Annotated in this window: 2 protein-coding genes; both read right to left on the bottom strand. The window is 76.0% G+C overall.

What is annotated here, in order from left to right; translation table 11 throughout:
- Nucleotides 1-31: 31 nt before the first annotated feature.
- A complete protein-coding gene (locus ACZ4UB_RS08280; protein WP_468069072.1) occupies nt 32-3,568 on the bottom strand; it encodes an amino acid adenylation domain-containing protein in 3,537 nt (1,178 codons plus the stop codon).
- Nucleotides 3,565-18,540 (bottom strand): SDR family NAD(P)-dependent oxidoreductase, encoded by a 14,976-nt coding sequence (locus ACZ4UB_RS08275; RefSeq protein WP_468069071.1) that lies wholly within the window; start codon nt 18,538-18,540, stop codon nt 3,565-3,567. The genes ACZ4UB_RS08280 and ACZ4UB_RS08275 overlap by 4 nt, the downstream gene beginning before the upstream one ends.
- Nucleotides 18,541-19,101 lie beyond the last annotated feature (561 nt).

Genomic DNA, 19,101 nt, shown 5'->3' with positions numbered 1-19,101 from the left:
ATGAGTGGTGCGTGGTGGGCGGAGCCGCCGGTCATGTCCGGCCTCCGCGTCGATTGCGGCGCCCGGCGAGCGCGGCGGTGTCGCGCCCGCGCCGCGCCGGCGGGGCGGCCCCCGCCGCGGCGGGTCGGGCGGCCGCGGGGCGGCCCGCGGCGCGGGCGCCGTCGGCCGCGGCATCGGCGGCGATGAGGTGGGCGGCCATGGCCCGGACGGTCGGGTGCCCGAACATGTCCAGGCGCGAGACCGGCCGGCCCAGGCTTTCGCGGAGCAGGGCCACCACCCGGGTGAGGCCCAGCGAATCGCCGCCCAGGTCGAAGAAGTTGTCCTCGGCGCCGACCCGGTCCAGGCGCAGCACCGCGCACCAGACCTCGGCGATCCGGCCCTCCAGGCCGCTGCGGACGGCCGCGCCGCCGCCGGCGATCCGGCCTGGGGCCGTCGGGGCGGGCAGTGCCTTGCGGTCGATCTTGCCGTTCGGGGTGAGCGGGAGGGCCTCCAAGGCCACCACCGCGGCCGGGACCATGTAGGCGGGCAGGGCGCCCTCCCGCAGGGCCGCGCGCAGCGCGTCCGGCCCGGGCAGGGCACGACCGGTGGCGTAGCCCACGATCCGGCGCTCCCCCGGCCGGTCCTCGCGGACCAGTGCCACAGCCGCGGTGACCCCGTCGATCCGGCGCAGGGCCGACTCGACCTCGCCGAGCTCGATCCGGTAGCCGTTGAGCTTGATCTGCCCGTCGATGCGTTCGAGGTACTCCAGCCGCCCGTCGGGCAGGTGGCGCACCAGGTCGCCGGTGCGGTAGGCGCGGCCCTCGCCGAAGGGGGCGGCCACGAAGCGCTCGGCGGTCAGTTCGGGGCGCGCCAGGTAGCCGTCGGCGACGCCGTCGCCGGACAGGTACAGCTCCCCGGGGATGCCCGGCGGTACGGGCACGCCCCGCTCGTCGAGCACGTGGCAGCGCGTGTTGCCGATGGGGCGGCCGATGGTGACGGCGCCGCCCGGCAGCACCCGGTCGACCGTGGACCAGATGGTGGTCTCGGTGGGGCCGTACATGTTGTACAGGGCGCCCACGCGGCCGACGAGTTCGGCGGCCAGCTCGCCGGGCAGCGGTTCGCCGCCGCACAGCGCCCGCAGGTCCGGGTCGCCGGGCCAGCCGGCGGCGAGGAGCATCTGCCAGGTGGTGGGCGTGGCCTGGAGCACGGTGGGCGCGGCGGCCTCGATCCGCTCGCGCAGCGCGAAGCCGTCGGCGGCGACCTCGGCGGGCAGCACCTCCACGGTGCCGCCGCGCACGAGGGGCAGGTAGAGCTCCAGGGCGGCGATGTCGAAGCAGACCGTGGTGAGCGCGAGCAGCGAGTCGCCGGAGCCGAAGCCGGGCCTCCGGGCCATCGTCCAGAGGAAGTTGACCAGTGCCCGGTGGCCCACCTGGACGCCCTTGGGCAGCCCGGTGGAGCCGGAGGTGTAGATGACGTAGGCGGGCGCGTCCGGGTCCGAGCGGTCCAGCGGCGCGGCGGCGGGCGCCGCCGGGTCCGGCCGGGTGTCCCGCTCGGTGACCAGGACCGGGGTGACCGGGAAGCCGGACAGGGTGTCGGCGAGGGCCTCGTCGGTCAGGACCAGCCGGGCCCCGCAGTCGCCGAGCATGTGGCCGATCCGGGCCGGGGGGTAGATCGGGTCGATGGGTACGTACGCCGCGCCGGTCTTGAGCACGGCCAGCAGGGAGACCAGCAGCCGCTCGCCGCGCTCCAGGTAGACGCCGACCCGGGAGCCCGGTCCCGCGCCCAGCTCGGCCAGGCGTCGGGCCAGCCCGTCGGTGGCGGCCTCCAGCTCGCCGTAGCCGAGCTCGTGGCCCCGGTCCCGTACGGCGGGCGCGGCCGGCGCGGCGCAGGCGATGTCGCTGACGAGCCGGGTGAGGGTGCGCTCGCGCGGGTACTCCTCGGCGGTGTCGTTCCACTGGTCGAGGACGAGGTCGCGCTCCTCGGGGCCGAGCAGCGTCAGCGCGGCCAGCGGGAGCCGCGGGCTCTCGGCCGCGGCGGCCAGGAAGAGCGCGAAGTGCTCGGCGAGCCAGCCCTCGTGCCCCTCGGTGAGCCCGGCGCCGCGGTGGAAGGAGACCGTGCCGGCGGCGTCGATGCGTACGGTCAGCGCGCGCTCGGCGGGCGCCGGGGCGTCCTGGGCCGCGCCCGGGAGCAGGACGGCGACGGGTAAGCCGCCGAGGGGCGCGGCCGTGGCCGGGTGGCGCAGCAGCAGGTCGCGCCGGTACGGGGAGCGGGCGGCCAGCGCGGTCGCCTCGGCGCCCACGAGCTCGGCGAGTTCGGGCAGGGTCCGCTCCAGCAGCCCCGCGGGGGCGCGCAGCGGGACCTCGGCCACCAGCAGCGCGGCGGGGGCCGCCACGGGCAGGGCCACGTCGCGCTCGCCGCCGCGGGCCAGCCGGGCGAGGAAGCCCAGCACCGCGGCGAGGGCGAGCCGCTCCGGGGCCGGGGCGGCGCCGGGGACCAGGGCCTGGGGCAGGGCGACCGGCTCCGCGGACCGGCGGCGCTCGGGCAGCGGGCCGAACCGCGGCGCGAGCAGCGGCTCGAGCGCGGTGAGGGTGCGCAGCCAGTGGCCCTCCTGGCGGTGCCCGGCGCGCAGGGCCGCAGCCAGTTCGGCGGTGCGCTCCGGTGTCAGGAGCGGCAGCCGGCCGCCGTGGTCGCGGGCCGCCGCGTCGGCGAGCGCCGCGGGGTCGACGGGCTCGCCGGCGAGCGTGGTCAGGGCGGTCAGGCGCACGTCGTGGTCGGCGGTGGCCACGGTGAGTCCGTCGGGGCCGCGGTCGACGACGGTGCCGGGTGCGGCGGTGGACGGCCGACCGGTGGGCTCCAGGGTGCGGACGGCGACGAAGGCGTCGTCGCCCAGCGCCAGCAGCGCGGTGCCGAAGCCGTTGGGGCGGCGGCCGAAGTCGGTGGCGCGCACCAGCGCGTCGAGCTCGGCGGCGGGGCGCCGCCAGTCGAGGACACCGGCGCCCGGGGGGCCGTCGTACTTGCCGTGGTAGGTGCGCAGGGCGAGGTCCTGCGGCGCACGGGTGGCGGTGCCCGCGGCCAGCTCGTCGACCAGCTCGGTGAAGGACTCGATGCCGGCGTCGTAGCAGGCCACGTCGAGGTCGTGCGCGGTCGCCCTCGCACCGACCGGGACGGCCCGCTCCTTGAGCAGGTCGCCGGTGTCGGCCTCGCGGGTCATCACGTGCCAGGTGACGCCGTGGTCGGTGTCCCCCTCCAGGACGGCCCAGCTGGTGGCGAACAGACCCGCGTGCCGGGGCAGCGGCCCGTCGTGGAAGTTGACGGGCAGTCGGGCGGGCAGCTCCAGTACCTCGTCCGGCAGCATCCGCAGGTTGGCGATGCTGAACAGGTAGTCGAAGCGGAGCGGTGCGAGGCGCTCGACCAGGTCCGGGCCGAACGGCACGGCGGTCAGGTCGGCGCCCTCGGCCCAGGCGCGCAGCTGCTCCGACGGGCTGACCACGGCTGCCACCGTGTGCCCGCGGGCGAGCAGCACCTTGGTGCACTCGACGAGGAGGGCCTCCTCGCCGACCACCACGCAGCTGAAGGGCTCGGCGGTCATCGGTTTCCTCCTTCGGAGCCGCCGTCGCGGCCCAGCAGTTCGGCCAGCAGTTCTTCCACGGCCGTGTCGGACAGGCCCGCGACGAGCGTCTCCGCGCCGTCGGCGGGACCCTGCGGGGCGGGGGTGGGGGCCGGGGTCGCCCGTACCGGCTCGGGCTCGGGCTCGGGGTCCGCCGCGGGCGCGGCGGTGCGCGAGAAGTGCTCGGCGAGCTGTCGGATGGTGATCCGCTCGAAGAGCAGGGTCGCCGGCTGCGGCCCGTGGACGGCCTCCAGGGCCCGGGTCAGGTCCAGCACCACCAGTGAGTCCACTCCGTAGTTCTCGAAGGTGAGGTCGGGGTCGAGCTGTTCGGGGGCCATCTCCAGCACCCGGGCGAACACCGCCGTGACCGTTTCCATCGCGTCGTCCGGACGGGCCGGTGCCGGCGCGGGGGCGGAGGCGTGGGCGTCCACCGCGGCCGCGGCAGGGGCCCCCGCGGGCGCCGCCGAGGTCGGCCGGGCGACCGGGCGGGGCGCCGGGACCAGGCCGTCGCTCACCGCCGCGATCACGCTCTGGAAGGCCGTTCCGGCGCTGGTCGCGGGCGAGCCCGTGCTGATCCCGTGGAATCCGCTGGCCCCGAGCACGTCGCGCCACTGCCGCTCGGCGGCCAGCGGGGAGCCGGGCATCCGCTGCTCCGCGTCGGTGAAGAGCCACCAGCCCGTGGTCAGGCCGAAGATCAGCGCCAACTGGTGCTGGGGGCGGGTGCCTTCGGTGAGGAGCAGCACGCCGCCGCCGCGCAGCAGCCGCTTGGTCTGCGCGAGGGTGTGGGCGAGGTCGCGCGTGGCGTGGAAGACGTTGGTGCCGAAGACCACGTCGTACGCGCCGGCCTCGATGCCCGTTCCGGTCGGGCCGGCCCCGGGACCGGCCTCGATGTCCAACACCTCGAACCGGGCGAAGGGGTGGGCCGCGGCGAACCGGGTGCGGCCCTTGCGGACGAAGGCCGGGGAGACGTCGGTGAAGACGTAGTCGACCTCGTCCGCGTACGGGGCCAGCGCGGCCAGCACCGCGGCGCTGGTGCCGCCGGTGCCGGAGCCCACTTCGAGGATCCTGACCGTGGCTCCGGGCGCGGCCGCGCGCCGGGCCTCGACCTGGGCCACGACGAGCCGGGCCACCTCCGCGTTGCACCGGTCGGTGACCGGGTCGCCCCGGTAGACGGCGGCCACCCGCTCGGCGGATCCGTCGGGGAAGAGCACCTCCATCGCGCCGAGTCGGCCGGTGAGCACCTCGGGCAGGGCGGCGAGGCAGTCGCGCAGCAGGGAGGCGACGGGGGCGATGCCGGGGTGCCGGGCGATCAGCGCGTCCAGTTCGCGGACCACGCCGGATTCGGGCTCCACCGAGCGGGTCCCGGAGAGCAGGCCGTCGGTCCCGTCGCCGGTGGCGGACAGGAATCCGGTCGCGGCGAGGATGTCGAGCTGGACCCGGAACAGGTCGGCGTGCTCGGGCACCACGCCGAGCAGGTCGGCGAGTTCGGTGCGCCCGTGGGCCCGTACGGGACGGCCCTCCAGGAGCTTGAAGAGTCCGGCCCGGTCCAGGGCGGCGGCGAGCAGGCGGTGCGCGAGCTCCTCCGCCTCGGCCACCGCGAGCTGGTAGGACCGCAGTTCACCGTCCCGCGCGGGGTCGGCGGCGAAACCGACCTCGGGCGCCGCGGCCGGACCGGGGCCCGCGGGGTGCACGGTCAGCGTGCGGTCCGCGACCACGCCCAGGTTGTCCAGGATGTGCTGGTCGGCGTCGAGGGCGAGCAGCTGGGGCAGTTCGGCGCCCAGGGTCCGCTCGACCACGGCCATGCCGCGCTCCGCGGTGAACGGCCGGATCCCGGCCGCCTCGAAGCGCCGCAGCACCCGCTCGCGCTCCGCGTCCCCGCCCGCGTTCCAGTAGCCCAGGTTGAGCACCCGGACCGGGAAGGGCAGGGTGCGGGCGGCGTGCAGGGCGTAGGCGTCGGCGAAGGTGCAGCCGGCCGCGTAGCCCGCCTGTCCGTGGTTGCCCTCGAAGGCGACCCCGGAGGAGTAGAAGAGCACGAAGTCCAGGGACTCCCCGCGGAGCGCGTCCAGCAGGCTGACGGTGGTGTCGGTCTTGGAGGTCAGGGCCGCGCGCAGCTCGGCCTCGGGGAGTTCCCGTACGACCTGGTTGACCAGCACCATCGCCGCGTTGACGACGCCGTGCAGGGCGCCGAACTCGCGCTTGGCCAGGGCGACGGCCTCGGCGAGCGCCGCCGGGTCGGTGGCGTCGAGCGGCAGGTAGCGCACCTGGGCCCCGGCCGTTTCCAGCCCGTCGAGCACCTGCTGGCGCGCCGCGTCGAGCGGGGACCGGCCGATGATCACGAGCTTGGCCCGGTAGGTCGTGGCCAGGTACCGGCAGGTGTCCCGGCCGACGGCGCCCAGGCCGCCGATGACGAGGTACACGCCGCCGGCGCGGAACCGGCCGGTGGACGCCGGCAGTTCGACCTGCTCCAGGACGCGGACCCGTCGTACGCCGGCCCGCAGGGAGACGGCGGTGGTGCGCGCGGGGAACGGTTCCGCGGCCACCAGGGCGGCCGAGTCGGCGGCCTCGGCGGCGCGGACGTCGACGAGGGCGACCTTCAGGGCCGGGTACTCCTTGGCGACCACGGTCGCCAGACCGGCCAGTCCGGCCGACCAGGGGGCGGAGTCGTCCCCGGGCTCCAGCGGGTGGACGTCGTGGGTGACGACCTTCAGCCGGAGCTCCGCTTCGAGCAGACCGTGCCGGTCCAGCGCGCGGACCAGGCGGTACAGCGAGATCGGTCCGCGCTCGTTGACGTCGTGCAGCGCGGCGGCGCCGACGGGGGCGCCCGGCACGGTGTCCGTGCCCGTACCGAGGAAGTAGACCAGGTCGGGTGCGCCCGGGCCGGTCAGGACCCGGTCCAGCTCCGCCTCCGCCAGGCCGCCGGGGCCGATCTCCAGGCGGGTCAGTTCGGCGCCGCGGTGGGCGCGGGCGATCCCGGCCGCCGGTTCGGCGTCGAGGGCGCTGCCGACCAGCAGCACGCTGCGGGCGGGCGCGGCGCCCTCCTCGGCCGCGCGGGGGATCCAGACGGGTCGGTGGGCGACGACGGTCGGCGCCTTCGCCTGGCGGTAGGTCAGGCCGGTGAAGCGGACCCGGACCTCGCCCGTCCCGTCCAGGACCCAGACGTCGCAGCGGTCGGTGCCGGTTTCCCGCACGTACGACCAGCCGTGGTCCGGCACCGGGCCGAAGACGTCGACGCGGTCGGCCGCGAAGGGCAGCATCGGCCGGGCCTGCGCCCCGCGGCGCCGCGCCAGCAGGGCGGCGTAGGTGTGCAGGGCGGCGTCCAGGACGCCGGGGTGCAGCGCGTGGGCGCCGTCGTCGACGCTCCGGCCGAGCCGGCCGAGGACCTCGTCCCCGCCCGTCCACACCTGCTCCACGCGGCGGTAGAACGGGCCGTAGGGCAGGCCCTGGCCCAGCAGCAGGGCGTAGAACGCGTCCTGTCCGGGACCGGTCTCCATGCGGGCCCGCAGCTCCTCGGTGTCCAGGGGCTCCGGGGCGGGTGCGGCCTCGGTGAGCCGGCCGCGCGAGCGCAGGGCGTCGTCGCCGCCGAGCACCTGGTAGCCCTCGGCGTCGAAGCGGACGGCGGCCCGCTCCGCGCCGCCGGTCACGGCGAGCGGGGCGATCCAGCGGACGTCCGTGAAGGCCCGCCCGATACCGGCGCCGCCGGCGGCCTCGGCGACCAGGTCGAGGTGGCCGACGCCCGGCAGGACCGGGCGGCCGTCGACGACGTGGTCGCGCAGCACCGGGGCGTCCGCCGTCAGGGTCCGGTGCCACAGCGGCGCGGTGGCCGCCGGGGCGGTGACGGACGGGGTCGGGGCGGCGCTCACGGCGGCCGCGGTGGCGGAGCCGGTGAGGTCGATCCAGTGGCGTACCCGCTCGAAGGGGTACGTGGGCAGGGACACCGTGCGCCGGGTCGCGGGCCGCAGGCGGTGGACCAGGTTCCAGTCGACGGTGATGCCGGACACCCACAGCCGGGCGATCATGTCGTCCTGGCCGGCGCGGACCTGGGCGGCCAGGAAGTCCTCGCCTCCGGTCCGGGCCGCCAGCAGGTCCTCCAGCATCGGGTGCGGGCGGACCTGCCCCCGGTGCAACCACTGGCCCTGTTCGCCGCGTCCGATGGCGGTGAGCCGCTCGGCCGCGTCGGTGAGGTCGGCGGCGACGAACGCCAGGCGCTCGGCCATCGGTTCGCGGCCGACCCGCAGGGTGTGGGCGACGTCGGCGAGGCGGACGGGGGCGCCGTCCGTGCGGGCGGCCCGTGCGGTCAGGACGCGGCCCAGTTCGGCCGCGTAGGCGGTCAGGCGCTGCGGGTCGCGGGCGGACAGGACGATCAGTTCGGGCGTCTCGACGGTCTGCGGGGCGGGCTCGGGCGCCAGGTACTCCTCGACGATGACGTGCGCGTTGGTGCCGCCCGCGCCGAAGGAGCTGACGGCGGCCCGGCGGGGCAGCGGGCTGCCGTCCTCGGCCAGCGGCCGCGGCCAGGGGGCGCTCTCGCGCTGGACGGTGAAGGGGGAGCCGGTGAAGTCGATCACCGGGTTGGTCTCCTCGGCGTGCAGCGTGGGCAACAGGGTGGCGTGGCGCAGCTGGAGCACCGCCTTGGTGAGGCCGGCGATGCCCGCCGCGCCCTCCAGGTGGCCGATGGAGGACTTCACCGAGCCCAGCGCGCAGAATCCGGTGTCGGCGGTGTGCTTGCCGTAGGCCTGGGCCAGCGCGGTGTGCTCGATCGGGTCGCCGAGCGCGGTGCCGGTGCCGTGCGCCTCCAGCACGCCGATGGTGCGGGCGCTGATGTCGGCCGCGGCGAGCGCCTGCTCCACGAGGGCCTGCTGGGCGTGCGGGTTGGGGACGGTGTAGCCGCTGGTGCGGCCGCCGTGGTTGACGGCGGTCGAGCGGATCACGGCGTGCACCGTGTCGCCGTCGCGGACCGCGTCGGACAGCCGCTTGAGCACGACCGCTCCGACGCCCTCACCGGGCACGTATCCGCTGCCCCCCGCGCCGAAGGCGCGGCAGCGACCGTCGGCGGCGAGCATCGTCTTGCGGCTGAGGTGGACGTACTTGTCCGGGTGCACGGCGACGTTGACCCCGCCCGCTACGGCGTAGCCGACCTCGCCCCGGCGGATGCTCTCGCACGCCTGGTGCACGGCGACCAGGGAGGCCGAGCAGGCGGTGTCCACGACCACGCTCGGGCCGCGGAAGTCCCCGAAGTAGGAGACCTGGTTGGCGATCGACGAGCGGTTGGCCAGTACCACCTGGTGGTTGCCGCGCGCGGACTCGGCGGCCGCGAGGACCGCGTAGTCGTTCCACATCACGCCGACGAACACGCCGACGTCGTGGCCCTGGCCGCCGAAGCGGGGGGCGGGCAGGCGCGCGGGCGGGTAGCCCGCGTCCTCCAGCGCCGACCAGGCGGTCTCCAGGAACAGCCGCTCCTGCGGGTCCATGGTGCGGGCCTGCATCGGCGAGATCTGGAAGAACAGCGAGTCGAAGGAGGCGACGTCGGACAGGAAGCCGCCCCACCGGCTGTAGCTGCGGCCCGGGGTGGTCGGGTCCGCGTCGAAGAGGGCGTCGGCGTCCCAGCGGTCGGCGGGGACCTCGCTCACGCAGTCCCGGCCGTCGGCCAGGTTCTGCCAGAACTCGTCCAGGTCGCGGGCCTGCGGGTAGCGCCCGCTGATGCCGATGACGGCGATGGGCTCGTCCCCTGCCGGGTCCGTGGCCGGGGCCGCGGCGGACCGCACGGGGGCGGGGGCCGCGACGACCGCGGGGGCCTGGGTGGTGGTGGGGGCGGGGGCGGGGGCGGGGAACAGTCGCGCGACCGCGTCCGGGTGCTCGGCCAGGACGTGCGCCGCCAGCTCCTCGACCGTGCGGCACTCGAAGAACACCGTGCCGCGCAGGCCCGGGAAGTCCTTGCCGAGCAGCCTGTTGGACTCCATCACCAGGACCGAGTCCAGCCCGTAGTCGTCCAGCGGGACGCGGCTGTCGAGCCGGCCCGCGCGCAGCCCGAGCACCTCGGACAGGACCTCGCTCAGGTGCTCCACGAGGCGGGCGCGCACGTCGGCGACCGCGGTGACGGGCAGCGGGGCGGTGTGCGGTGCGGGCCGGTGGGCGGTCCCGGTCGCGCCGGCCGGTTCCACCAGCGCCGCGTCCAGGGCCGCGGGCTCGCCCCAGGCCGGGACCAGCCACGGCGCCGGGACGGCGAAGGAGCCGGTGAACGCCGCCAGGCCCTGCTCGGCCGTGAGCGCCCGCATCCCGCTGCGCCGCGTGTACGCGGCCAGTTCGGCCGGGTTGACCAGGCCGTCGACCCCGCCGACCGACCACAGCGGCCAGCCGAGGGACAGGCTCCGGCCGTGGCGCGCGCCCTGGGCGGCCCAGGAGTCGCGGAGCACGGTGTAGAGGTCGGCGAAACGATTCGCGGTGGCGTAGCTGGCCGCGCCGAAGTCGCCGACCAGGGAGGAGACGGAGGAGAAGACCACGAACAGGTCGAGGGCGTCGTCCCGGGTCAGCCGGTCCAGGTGGACCAGGCCGCGGGTCTTGGCGGCCAGCACCCGGGCGAAGCGGTCGCGGTCGCCGTCGGTGGCCCGGCCGTCGTCGGCGACGCCCGCGAGGTGGAACACCCCGTGCGGGGCGCCGAAGCGCTCCCGGGCCGTCGCGAGGGCGGCGCCGAGTGCGGCGGCGTCGGCCACGTCGGCGCTCAGCGCCAGGACCTCGGCGCCGAGGGCGGTGAGGCCGTGCTGCCAGGCGGTGGCTCCGGCGTCGGGCTCGGAGCGGCCGACGAGCACGAGCTTGGCCCGGCAGGTACGGGCGAGGTGCTCGGCCAGCAGCCGGCCGATCGCGCCGTTGCCGCCGGTGATCACGTAGACGCCGTGCTCGCGCAGGGGCGTCGCGGTGGCGGTCGCGGTGGCGACGGCCTGCCGCAGGGCGCGCACCTCGCGCCCGCCGGTGGTGGTGCGGCGCACCTCCAGGCCGGCGGCGCGCGGGGCGGCGCGCAGCTCGACGGCGACGGCGACGGCCCGGCCGGCCGGGTCCAGGTCGTGCGGCAGGCCCAGGGTGAGCAGTTCGAAGCGGGAGGTGATCGGGCCGGTGGACCGGGCGAAGCCGGCCAGTGCGGCCTGTTCGGGGCGGTCCGCACCGGCGTCCTGCGGGTGGGCCAGCAGGCACCGGACGCGGCCGGGCAGCGTGCCCGCGGCGGTCGCGGTCAGCAGGCCGAGGACCTCGAAGCAGAGCCCTTCCAGCTCGTCGGGGGCCGCACCGGGGCCGTCCGCGGAGGCCGGGTCCCGCACCAGGGCGAGGTCGAGGCCGTGCTCGTCGGCGAGTCCGGCGAGCCGGTCCGTGCGCGCCTGCCCCAGCTCGGGTACGGCGACCACCCGGCGCCAGGCGCCGGTCGCGGCCAGGGCGTCCACCAGGGCGGCGTCCTCGCCCAGCACGGCGAGGGTGGCGGGCAGTGCCGCGGCGTCCGCCGCCGCGGGTTCGGCGGCGGGGCGCCAGTACGGCTCGTAGAACCGGGCTTCGCCCGTGGCGGTGGCGTCGTCAGCGGCGGGAGCCGCCGCCACGACCGGGGTGGCGGGCGAGGTGGCCGCCGCCGTCGGGGTGCGGCCCGCGAAGTCCCGTACGCGGGCCAGTACGCGGCCCTGCTCGTCGTGGACGGTCACCTCGAAGCGGCGGATGCCGGCGCTCTCGCCGATCAGGCGGGCGTGCGCGAAGCACACGGCGGGCAGCGGGGCGTACGCCTCCAGCGCGCCGAGGCTGAAGGGGACGTCCAGTGCGCCGGGGCGCGGGGACTCGGTGCGGCCCGCCCAGTGGCAGGCCCGCAGGGCTCCGTCGAGCAGCGCCGGGGGCAGTTCGGTGCCGGGCGCGGCGGGGTCGGCGCTCAACCGGAGCAGGGCCTCCCCCGGTCCGGTACGGACCTCGTCGATCACCTGGAAGGACGGGCCGTAGTGGAATCCCGCGGCGGCGTAGTCGGCGTAGGCGCCGTCCCGCTCGCGCACCGGGGTCAGTCGAGCGCTCAGGGCCTCGATCTCGGCGGCGCCGGGCTCGACGGGTGCCGCGGGGGCGGCGATGCCCTGGACGTGGGTGGTGCGGGCGTCCCCGGTACGGGAGAAGACCTCGAAGGCCAGCCGGTCCCCGTCGGCCCGGAAGGCGGCGTACAGCGCCAGTTCGGCGGCGTCGCCGGGCAGTTCGACGGCCCGGCCCCAGACGACCTCGCGCAGGGTGTGCCGCACGCCCGGTTCGGCGAGCGCGGCGGCGGTCCGTACGAACTCCAGCGTCGCGGCGCCCGCGAGGAGCGGGCGTCCCTCGATCACGTGGTCGCGCAGCAGGGCGTCGTCGGCGCGCAGGGTCTTGCGGAACCTGGCCTCGGCCACGGTGGACTCGTTGGCGTCGACCAGCGGGTGCAGGGCGGCCGTCTCCGCGTGCGCGTCGGGGTCGAGCGGGATCCAGTAGCGCTCGTCGGCGAAGGGGTAGAGCGGGGCGCCGGTGCGGCGCGGGGTCGGGCCGGGGCGTTCCGCGTGCTCGGCGGCCCAGTCCACCTCGGCGCCGGTGAGCCAGCGCAGGGCGGCCGCGGCGAGCGGACCGTCCTGCTCGGACCCGGTGGCGCCGGTGGTCCCGGGCAGGGGGCCGCCCGCGGCGTAGCGGCGCAGGGCGGCGACGATGTCGGCGCCGTCGGTGGAGAGGACCGCGAGGCGGACCGCCATGGCCTCGCGGCCGACCTGGGTGGTGAAGCAGAGGTCGGCGAGCGGGACCCGCTCGGTTTCGAGGAACCGCGCGGCCGTGTCGGCGTAGGCGCGCAGCCGCTCCTCGTCGCGGGCGGAGAGCAGGAAGAGCACGGGCTCCTCGACGCTCTGCTCGGCGGCGGGCGCGGCGGCGGCCGGGGCGGGCTCGGGGGCGTCGCGCAGCACGAGGTGGGCGTTGGCGCCGCCCGCGCCGAAGGAGCTGAGGCCGGCCAGGCGGGGGCGGTCCCCGGCGGGCCAGGCTTCGGCGGTGCGCTGGACCCGGAACGGGGAGCGGTCGAAGTCGATGTTCGGGTTGAGCTCGACGGCGTGCAGCGAGGGCACCCGCGTGTCGTGGGCGAACTGGAGCAGCACCTTGGTGAGTCCGGCCATGCCGGCGGCGGACTCCAGGTGCCCGACGTTGGTCTTGACCGAGCCGATCGGCCAGTGGCCGGGGGCCGTTGCGGTGCCGTCGGCCGCGCGGTAGGCGGCGGTGAGGCCGGTCAGCTCGATCGGGTCGCCGAGGGCGGTTCCGGTGCCGTGCGCCTCGACGTAGCCGATCTCCCGCGGGTCCACACCGGCCTGGGTCAGGGCGGCGGTGACGACGCGCTGCTGGGCGCGGGGGTTGGGCACGGTGTAGCCGTTGGTCTTCCCGCCGTGGTTGACGGCGCTGCCGAGGATGACGCCGTGGATGCGGTCGCCGTCGGCCAGCGCCCGGCGGTAGGGCTTGAGGAGGACGGCGCCGACGCCCTCGCCGGGTACGTAGCCGTCCCCGCCCGCCCCGAAGGCGCGGCAGCGGCCGTCGGAGGAGGGGAACCGGCCCTGGCTGAGGAAGGCGTACTTGTACGGGTGGACCGAGACGTTGACGCCGCCGGCGATCGCCAGCTCGCTCTCGCCGCGGCGCAGGCTCTCGCAGGCCAGGTGGATCGCGGTGAGCGAGGAGGAGCACATGGTGTCGAGCGCCAGGCTCGGGCCGGACAGGCCCAGCGCGTAGCTGACCCGGTTGGCGATGGTCGCGAAGGAGGAGCCGGTGAGCGGGCGGCCACCGCGCAGTACGTCCACGGCGCCGTGGAACTGGTACTCGCCGTACATCACGCCGACGTAGACGCCGACGGGGGCGCCGGACAGGTCGGCGCGGCGGTAGCCGGCGTCCTCCAGGACGTGCCAGGAGTTCTGGAGGAAGAGCCGCTCCTGCGGGTCCATCAGCTCCGCCTGGCGCGGGGAGATGCCGAAGAACAGCGGGTCGAAGCGGTCCACGTCGCGCAGGAATCCACCCCAACGGGTGTGCGCGGTACCGGTGTTGGCGGGGTCCGGGTGGTACCAGCGGTCGCGGTCCCAGCGGTCCTCGGGGATCTCGGTGATGCAGTCCCGGCCGTCGAGCAGGTTGGTCCAGAACTCGTCGAGGCCGTCCGCCATCGGGTAGCGGCCGGCCAGGCCGATGACGGCGATGGCCTCGTCGTCCGCGTCGGTCGCGGCCGTCGCGTCGTGCGCGGTGACGGCCGGGTCGAGGGTGCGGGCGGCGCGGGAGGTACGGCCCGGGCGGGTGCGGGCGGGCCTGGCGGCGGCGGCCGGGCGGGCAACGGCGGCGGCCGTGGAGGCGGAGCGACCGGCGTGCGCGGCGAGCAGTTCGGCCCGGTGGTGCTCGGCGAAGTGGTCGGCGAGCTCGCCGAGGGTGGCGTACTCGAAGAAGAGGGTCTTGGACAGCCCCTGGATGCGACGGTCCAGCTCGCGGTTGAGCTTGGTGATCATCAGGGAGTCGATGCCGTAGCGGTCGAACGGCGCGTCCTCGGCGACCTCGGTCGCCACCAGCCCGGTCTCGGCCGCGATCAGCTCGCGCAGCATCGCCAGGGCGGCCTCGCGCGGGGCCGGGCCCTCGCCGTGCTCGGCGCCGTCGACTTCCGCGTCGGCGGCGCCGTTTTCGGCGGCGGGGGCGGCGGCCGGAGCGCCGAGCACGGCGGTGATCCGCGCGGTGTCCCCGTAGCCGGCGACCACCGCGCCCGAGGTGGCCAGGGCCCGCTCCAGCAGGTCCAGGCCCGCCGCGGTGGGCAGGACCGCGAAGCCGGTGGCGGCGGCGATGTCGGCCGCCGCCTCGGCGCTCTGGCGCATGCCGCCCTCGGCCCACATGGGCCAGGCGATCGCGGTCGTGCGGCCGTCGCGCTCGGCGTGGGCCTCCATGTAGGCGTTGGCGTAGGCGTAGTCGCTCTGTCCGGCGGAGCCGATGTGCGCGGCGATCGAGGAGAAGGCGACGAAGAAGTCGAGCGGGTCCTCGGCCGTGGCGGCCTCCAGGGCGCGCAGCCCGGCCACCTTGGGGGCCAGTACGGCTTCCAGGTCCTCGGCGGACTTGGTCAGGGCGAAGCCGTCCCGCAGGATGCCGGCGGCGTGCACGACGCCGTGGAAGGGGCCGTGGAGCGTACGGGCCCGCGCCAGCCGGTCGGCCAGCTCCTCGGGGTCGGACACGTCGGCGCTGAGGTACGTCACGCGCGCGTCGGCGGGTGCGGTGGCGGGCTCCTCGCTGCGGCCCAGGAGGACCACGCGGCAGTCGGCGCCGGCGGTCAGCCAGTCGGCGACGATCCGGCCGAGGCCGCCCGCGCCGCCGGTGACCAGGTAGTGGCCGCCGTCGCGAACGGGGACCGGCTCGGTGGCCGGGGCGGGTCGGAACGCGGGGACGCGGCGGGCGCCGGCGGTGTGCAGCACCTCGGCGTCGCGGCCCGGGCCGGCGAGTTCGGCGGCGAGCGCCGCGGCCTCGTCCGCGTCCGCGGCCAGGCCCACGGCCTGCACCGCGAGCAGCGGGTTCTCGGCCCGCACGGTACGGGCGAAGGCGGCCAGCGCGGCGCGCTCGGGGCGGGCCCCGGCCGGCTCGTGGCGGTGCACCAGCAGGACCCGTACCGGGGTCGCGGGCCGGCCGCGGAGCAGCTCGCGGACCAGGTCCAGGGCCTGGCCGGCGGTGGGCTCGTCCACGACGACGGTGTCCGGGGCGGTGTCGAGGGCGCCGTCGGTGGTGACCTGTTCGGCGCCCAGGGAGCGCAGCAGGGCGTCCAGTTCGGTGCGGCGGGCCTCTTCGTCGGCCACGACGAGGGCCGTGCGGGGACGGTGGCCGGCCGGCTCGGCGGGGGCGTCGACCCAGTGGCGCACCAGCAGCTCCGCGGTGGGCTCGGCGGGGCTCGCGCCGTCCTTCAGGACGCGGACGGTGAGCCCGGCCAGGCGGGCCAGCACCCGGCCGTCGGAGTCGAGCAGGCTCAGGTCGGCGACGGCGGACCGCTCGCCGGTGCGGCCGGCTTCGACGTGGGCCCAGCAGGCTCCGTCGACCGGCGCGTGGACGGTCAGTTCGTCGAGGGCGAGCGGCAGGAAGCCGTCGGCGGCGTCGCCGTAGGCGCGGGAGAGCAGCACCACGAGGGCGTGCAGGGCGCCGTCCAACAGGGCCGGGTTCAGGAGGGCGCCGTCCAGGGCCGCGCCCTCGGGCAGTTCGAGCATGGCGAGGGCCTCGCCGTCGCCGAGGGCCACCTCGGCCAGGGCCCGCATGCGGGGGCCGTAGTCGAGGCCGCGCTCGCGCAGCAGGGCGTAGCAGTCGTCGTGGGAGACGGCCTCGGCGCAGCGGTCCGCCGCCGCGGCGAGGTCGTAGGGGCCGGCCGGGGCGGGCGCGCCGGGCAGGACGGTTCCCGCGGCGTGGACGCGGTCGTCCTCGGCGATCTCGAAGCGGACCGGGTCGACCGAGTCCGTCACATCGTACGCCGTCGCGTCCTGCTCCTGCTCCTGCTCCTGCTCCTGCTCCTGCTCCTGCTCCTGCTCCTGCCACAGCGAGACCAGGGCGGTCCGCGGGCCCTCGGCGTAGGAGAGCAGTTGCTCGAAGGAGACGTCGCGCAGTCGCACCGGGCCGTCGAAGGCGAGTTCGCCCGCGGCGCGTGCCAGCTCCAGGTGGCCCACGGCCGGCATGACGGGGGCGCCGGCGACGCGGTGGTCCGCGAGGTAGAACTCCTCGCCGGAGCGGGAGCTGCGCCAGGCCAGGGTGTCCAGGGTGGAGACGTTCTCGTCCAGCAGCGGGTGCGGGCCGCGGCCTTCGTGGTCCGTGGCAGCTTCCGCGGCGGCCGCGGGAGCGGTCATCCAGCAGCGCCGACCCTCGAAGGGGTAGGTGGGCAGCGGCACGCGGCCGCGCTCCTCGCCGTCGAACCAGGCCGTCCAGTCGACGTCGGCCCCGGCCTGCCAGGCGCGGGCGACGCCCTGCCAGGGGCCGTCGGAGACGCCGAGTACGAGGCCGCGGACCTCTTCCTGGGCGCTGCGCAGCGCGATGCCGGAGCCGCCCGCCGCCCGGGTGGTGGGGGTCTGCGGGGCGAAGCCGTCGGCCAGGTCCAGGGCGCCGGTCACGCAGGCGGCCACCCGGGCCGCGAGGCCGTCGCCGTGGACGGCGACGGGACGCACGCCCCAGTCGAGCCAGAGCCGGCCGAGGGCGTACTGGAGGGCGAAGGCCAGCCCGCGCTCCCCCTGTTCGGCGGCGCCCGCGGCCAGGGCGGCGGCGTGGTGCGCGGCGAAGGCCGGTTCGGCGGCGGCCCACTCGGCCGCGAGCGCCTCGGCGCCCGGGACGTGCTCGGTGAAGGCGAAGGAGATCTCGGTGGCGCCGTGGCCGGTCGGGACGGTGGCGGCGCGCAGGGCCTCGGCCAGCGCGGCGCGGTCGGCGCCGTGGACGGCGAGGCGGAACTCGTGGGCGCGGCGGCCCACGGCCAGGGTGTAGGCGGTGTCCGCGAGCAGGGCCGCGGCGGCCCGCTCCTCGCCGGGGCCGTCCGTGCCGGTGTCGCCGGCGCCGGCTCCGTCGTCCAGGTGCCGCGCGAGCCGATCGGCGGCGGTGCGCAGCGCGGTGGCGGTGCGGGCGGAGAGGACCAGGACCTGGCCGGGGCGCGAGGGGGCGCCGGTGGTGACGGCCGGGGCCTCCTGCAGCACGGCGTGCGCGTTGGTGCCGCCGATGCCGAAGGAGCTGACCCCGGCGCGCAGCGGGCCGTCGCCGGTCCAGGGCCGGGTCTCGGTGGCGACCGTGAAGGGGCCGGACGCGAAGTCGATGGCCGGGTTGGGCGTGCGGTAGTTCAGCGTGGGCACCAGGGTCCGGTGGCGCATCATCAGCGCGGTCTTGATCACGCCGGCGACGCCGGCGGCCGCGTCGAGGTGGCCGAGGTTGGACTTGACCGAGCCGATGGCGCAGAAGCCGGTGTCGGTGGTGCCGGCGCGGAACGCCCTGGTCAGGGCGGAGACCTCGACGGGGTCGCCGAGCCGGGTGGCGGTGCCGTGGGCTTCCAGGTGGCTGATGGAGCGCGGGTCGACGCCGGAGACGGCGTGCGCCTCGCGGATGACGGCGCTCTGTCCGGCGGCGCCGGGTGCGGCGTAACTGACCTTGCCGGAGCCGTCGTTGTTGGTGGCGGTGCCCTTGATGACGGCGTGGATGGTGTCGCGGTCGGCGATGGCGTCGCTGAGCAGCTTGAGGACGAGGACGCCGACGCCGTTGCCGAGGACGGTGCCGCTGGCGTCGGCGTCGAAGGTGCGCACGTGCCCGTCCTGGGAGAGGATCGCGCCCTCTTCGTAGAGGTAGCCCTTCTCCTGGGGGAGCTTGATGGTGACGCCGCCCGCCAGCGCCATGTCGCATTCGCCGTTGATGAGGCCCTGGCAGGCCAGGTGGATGGCGACGAGCGAGGTGGAGCAGGCCGTCTGGACGGTGTAGGCGGGGCCCTTGAGGTCGAGCTTGTACGCCAGCCGGGTGGCGAGGAAGTCCTTGTCGTTGCCGACCATCACGGCGAAGTGGTTCGAGGTGGTGGTCTGGTCGACGTGGGGCAGGACCTGCTGTTGCAGGTACGTGTTGATGGCCGCGCCCGCATAGACGCTGATCAGCCCGTCGTGGCGGGCGGGGTCGTAGCCCGCGTGCTCCAGCGCGGCGTGTCCGGCGGTCAGCAGGATCCGGTGCTGGGGGTCGGTGAACTCGGCTTCCGCCGGCGTGAATTCGAAGTACCCGGTGTCGAAGAGGTCGACGTCGGGGAGCACGCCGTGGGCCGGGACGTAGTCCGGGTCGTCCAGCAGGCGGCGGGGCACTCCGGCGGCGGCGAGCTCCTCGCGGCTGAAACGGGTGACTCCCTCGCGGCCCTCGCTCAGCAGCTGCCAGAAGGAATCGAGATCGTCGGCGCCGGGGAAACGCCCGGCCATGCCGATGATCGCGACATCCGTGTCGTTCACCATCGGACCCTCGGGGCTGCTCACTGACCCAACTCTCCCTTTCGCTGGCCTGACCGGAGTGGGGCAGGCGAACCGCTGATGATGAATTCCGGCACGACCCTATGATCCCCACGCATTTCCTGTGGGTCCGACAAAGGGCGTTGAATTCTGCCGGTGCCCGACAGGGCGAAACCGGCGAAATGGACAGGAGGAAACTCCTGCATGACAAAAGGCATGACCATAGAGCACCTACCGGCCGTTGCCGATGGCGTCACCTATGGGAAAGTCGCTGGCTGCTACGCCACTGGACAGAAATCGGGGCCTGTCCCCGCCGAAATACCGCACAGCTTCACTGTGATCCCCCGAAAAGCCCGTCGGCATGAATGCCGATTCCGTCACCCCGTAGCTCCGGGTCCCAGTTCGCGGACCCGCACCGAGTCAACATCGGACTCGACTGCTTGGAGCCTAGAGGAGTGATCGTCGGGGTGCAACGAAAAACGATCAGAGAATGATCTTCCTCTGACCGCTTTGTCCGGAGCCAATCCTTCCGGCTTTCACCCAACGACTTTCGGCCACCCCCGCATCGGGGGTGGCCGAAAATCTACT

This window comes from Streptomyces sp. NPDC028419 (assembly GCF_055565515.1).
This window is presented reverse-complemented; position numbering and strand designations above follow the sequence as displayed.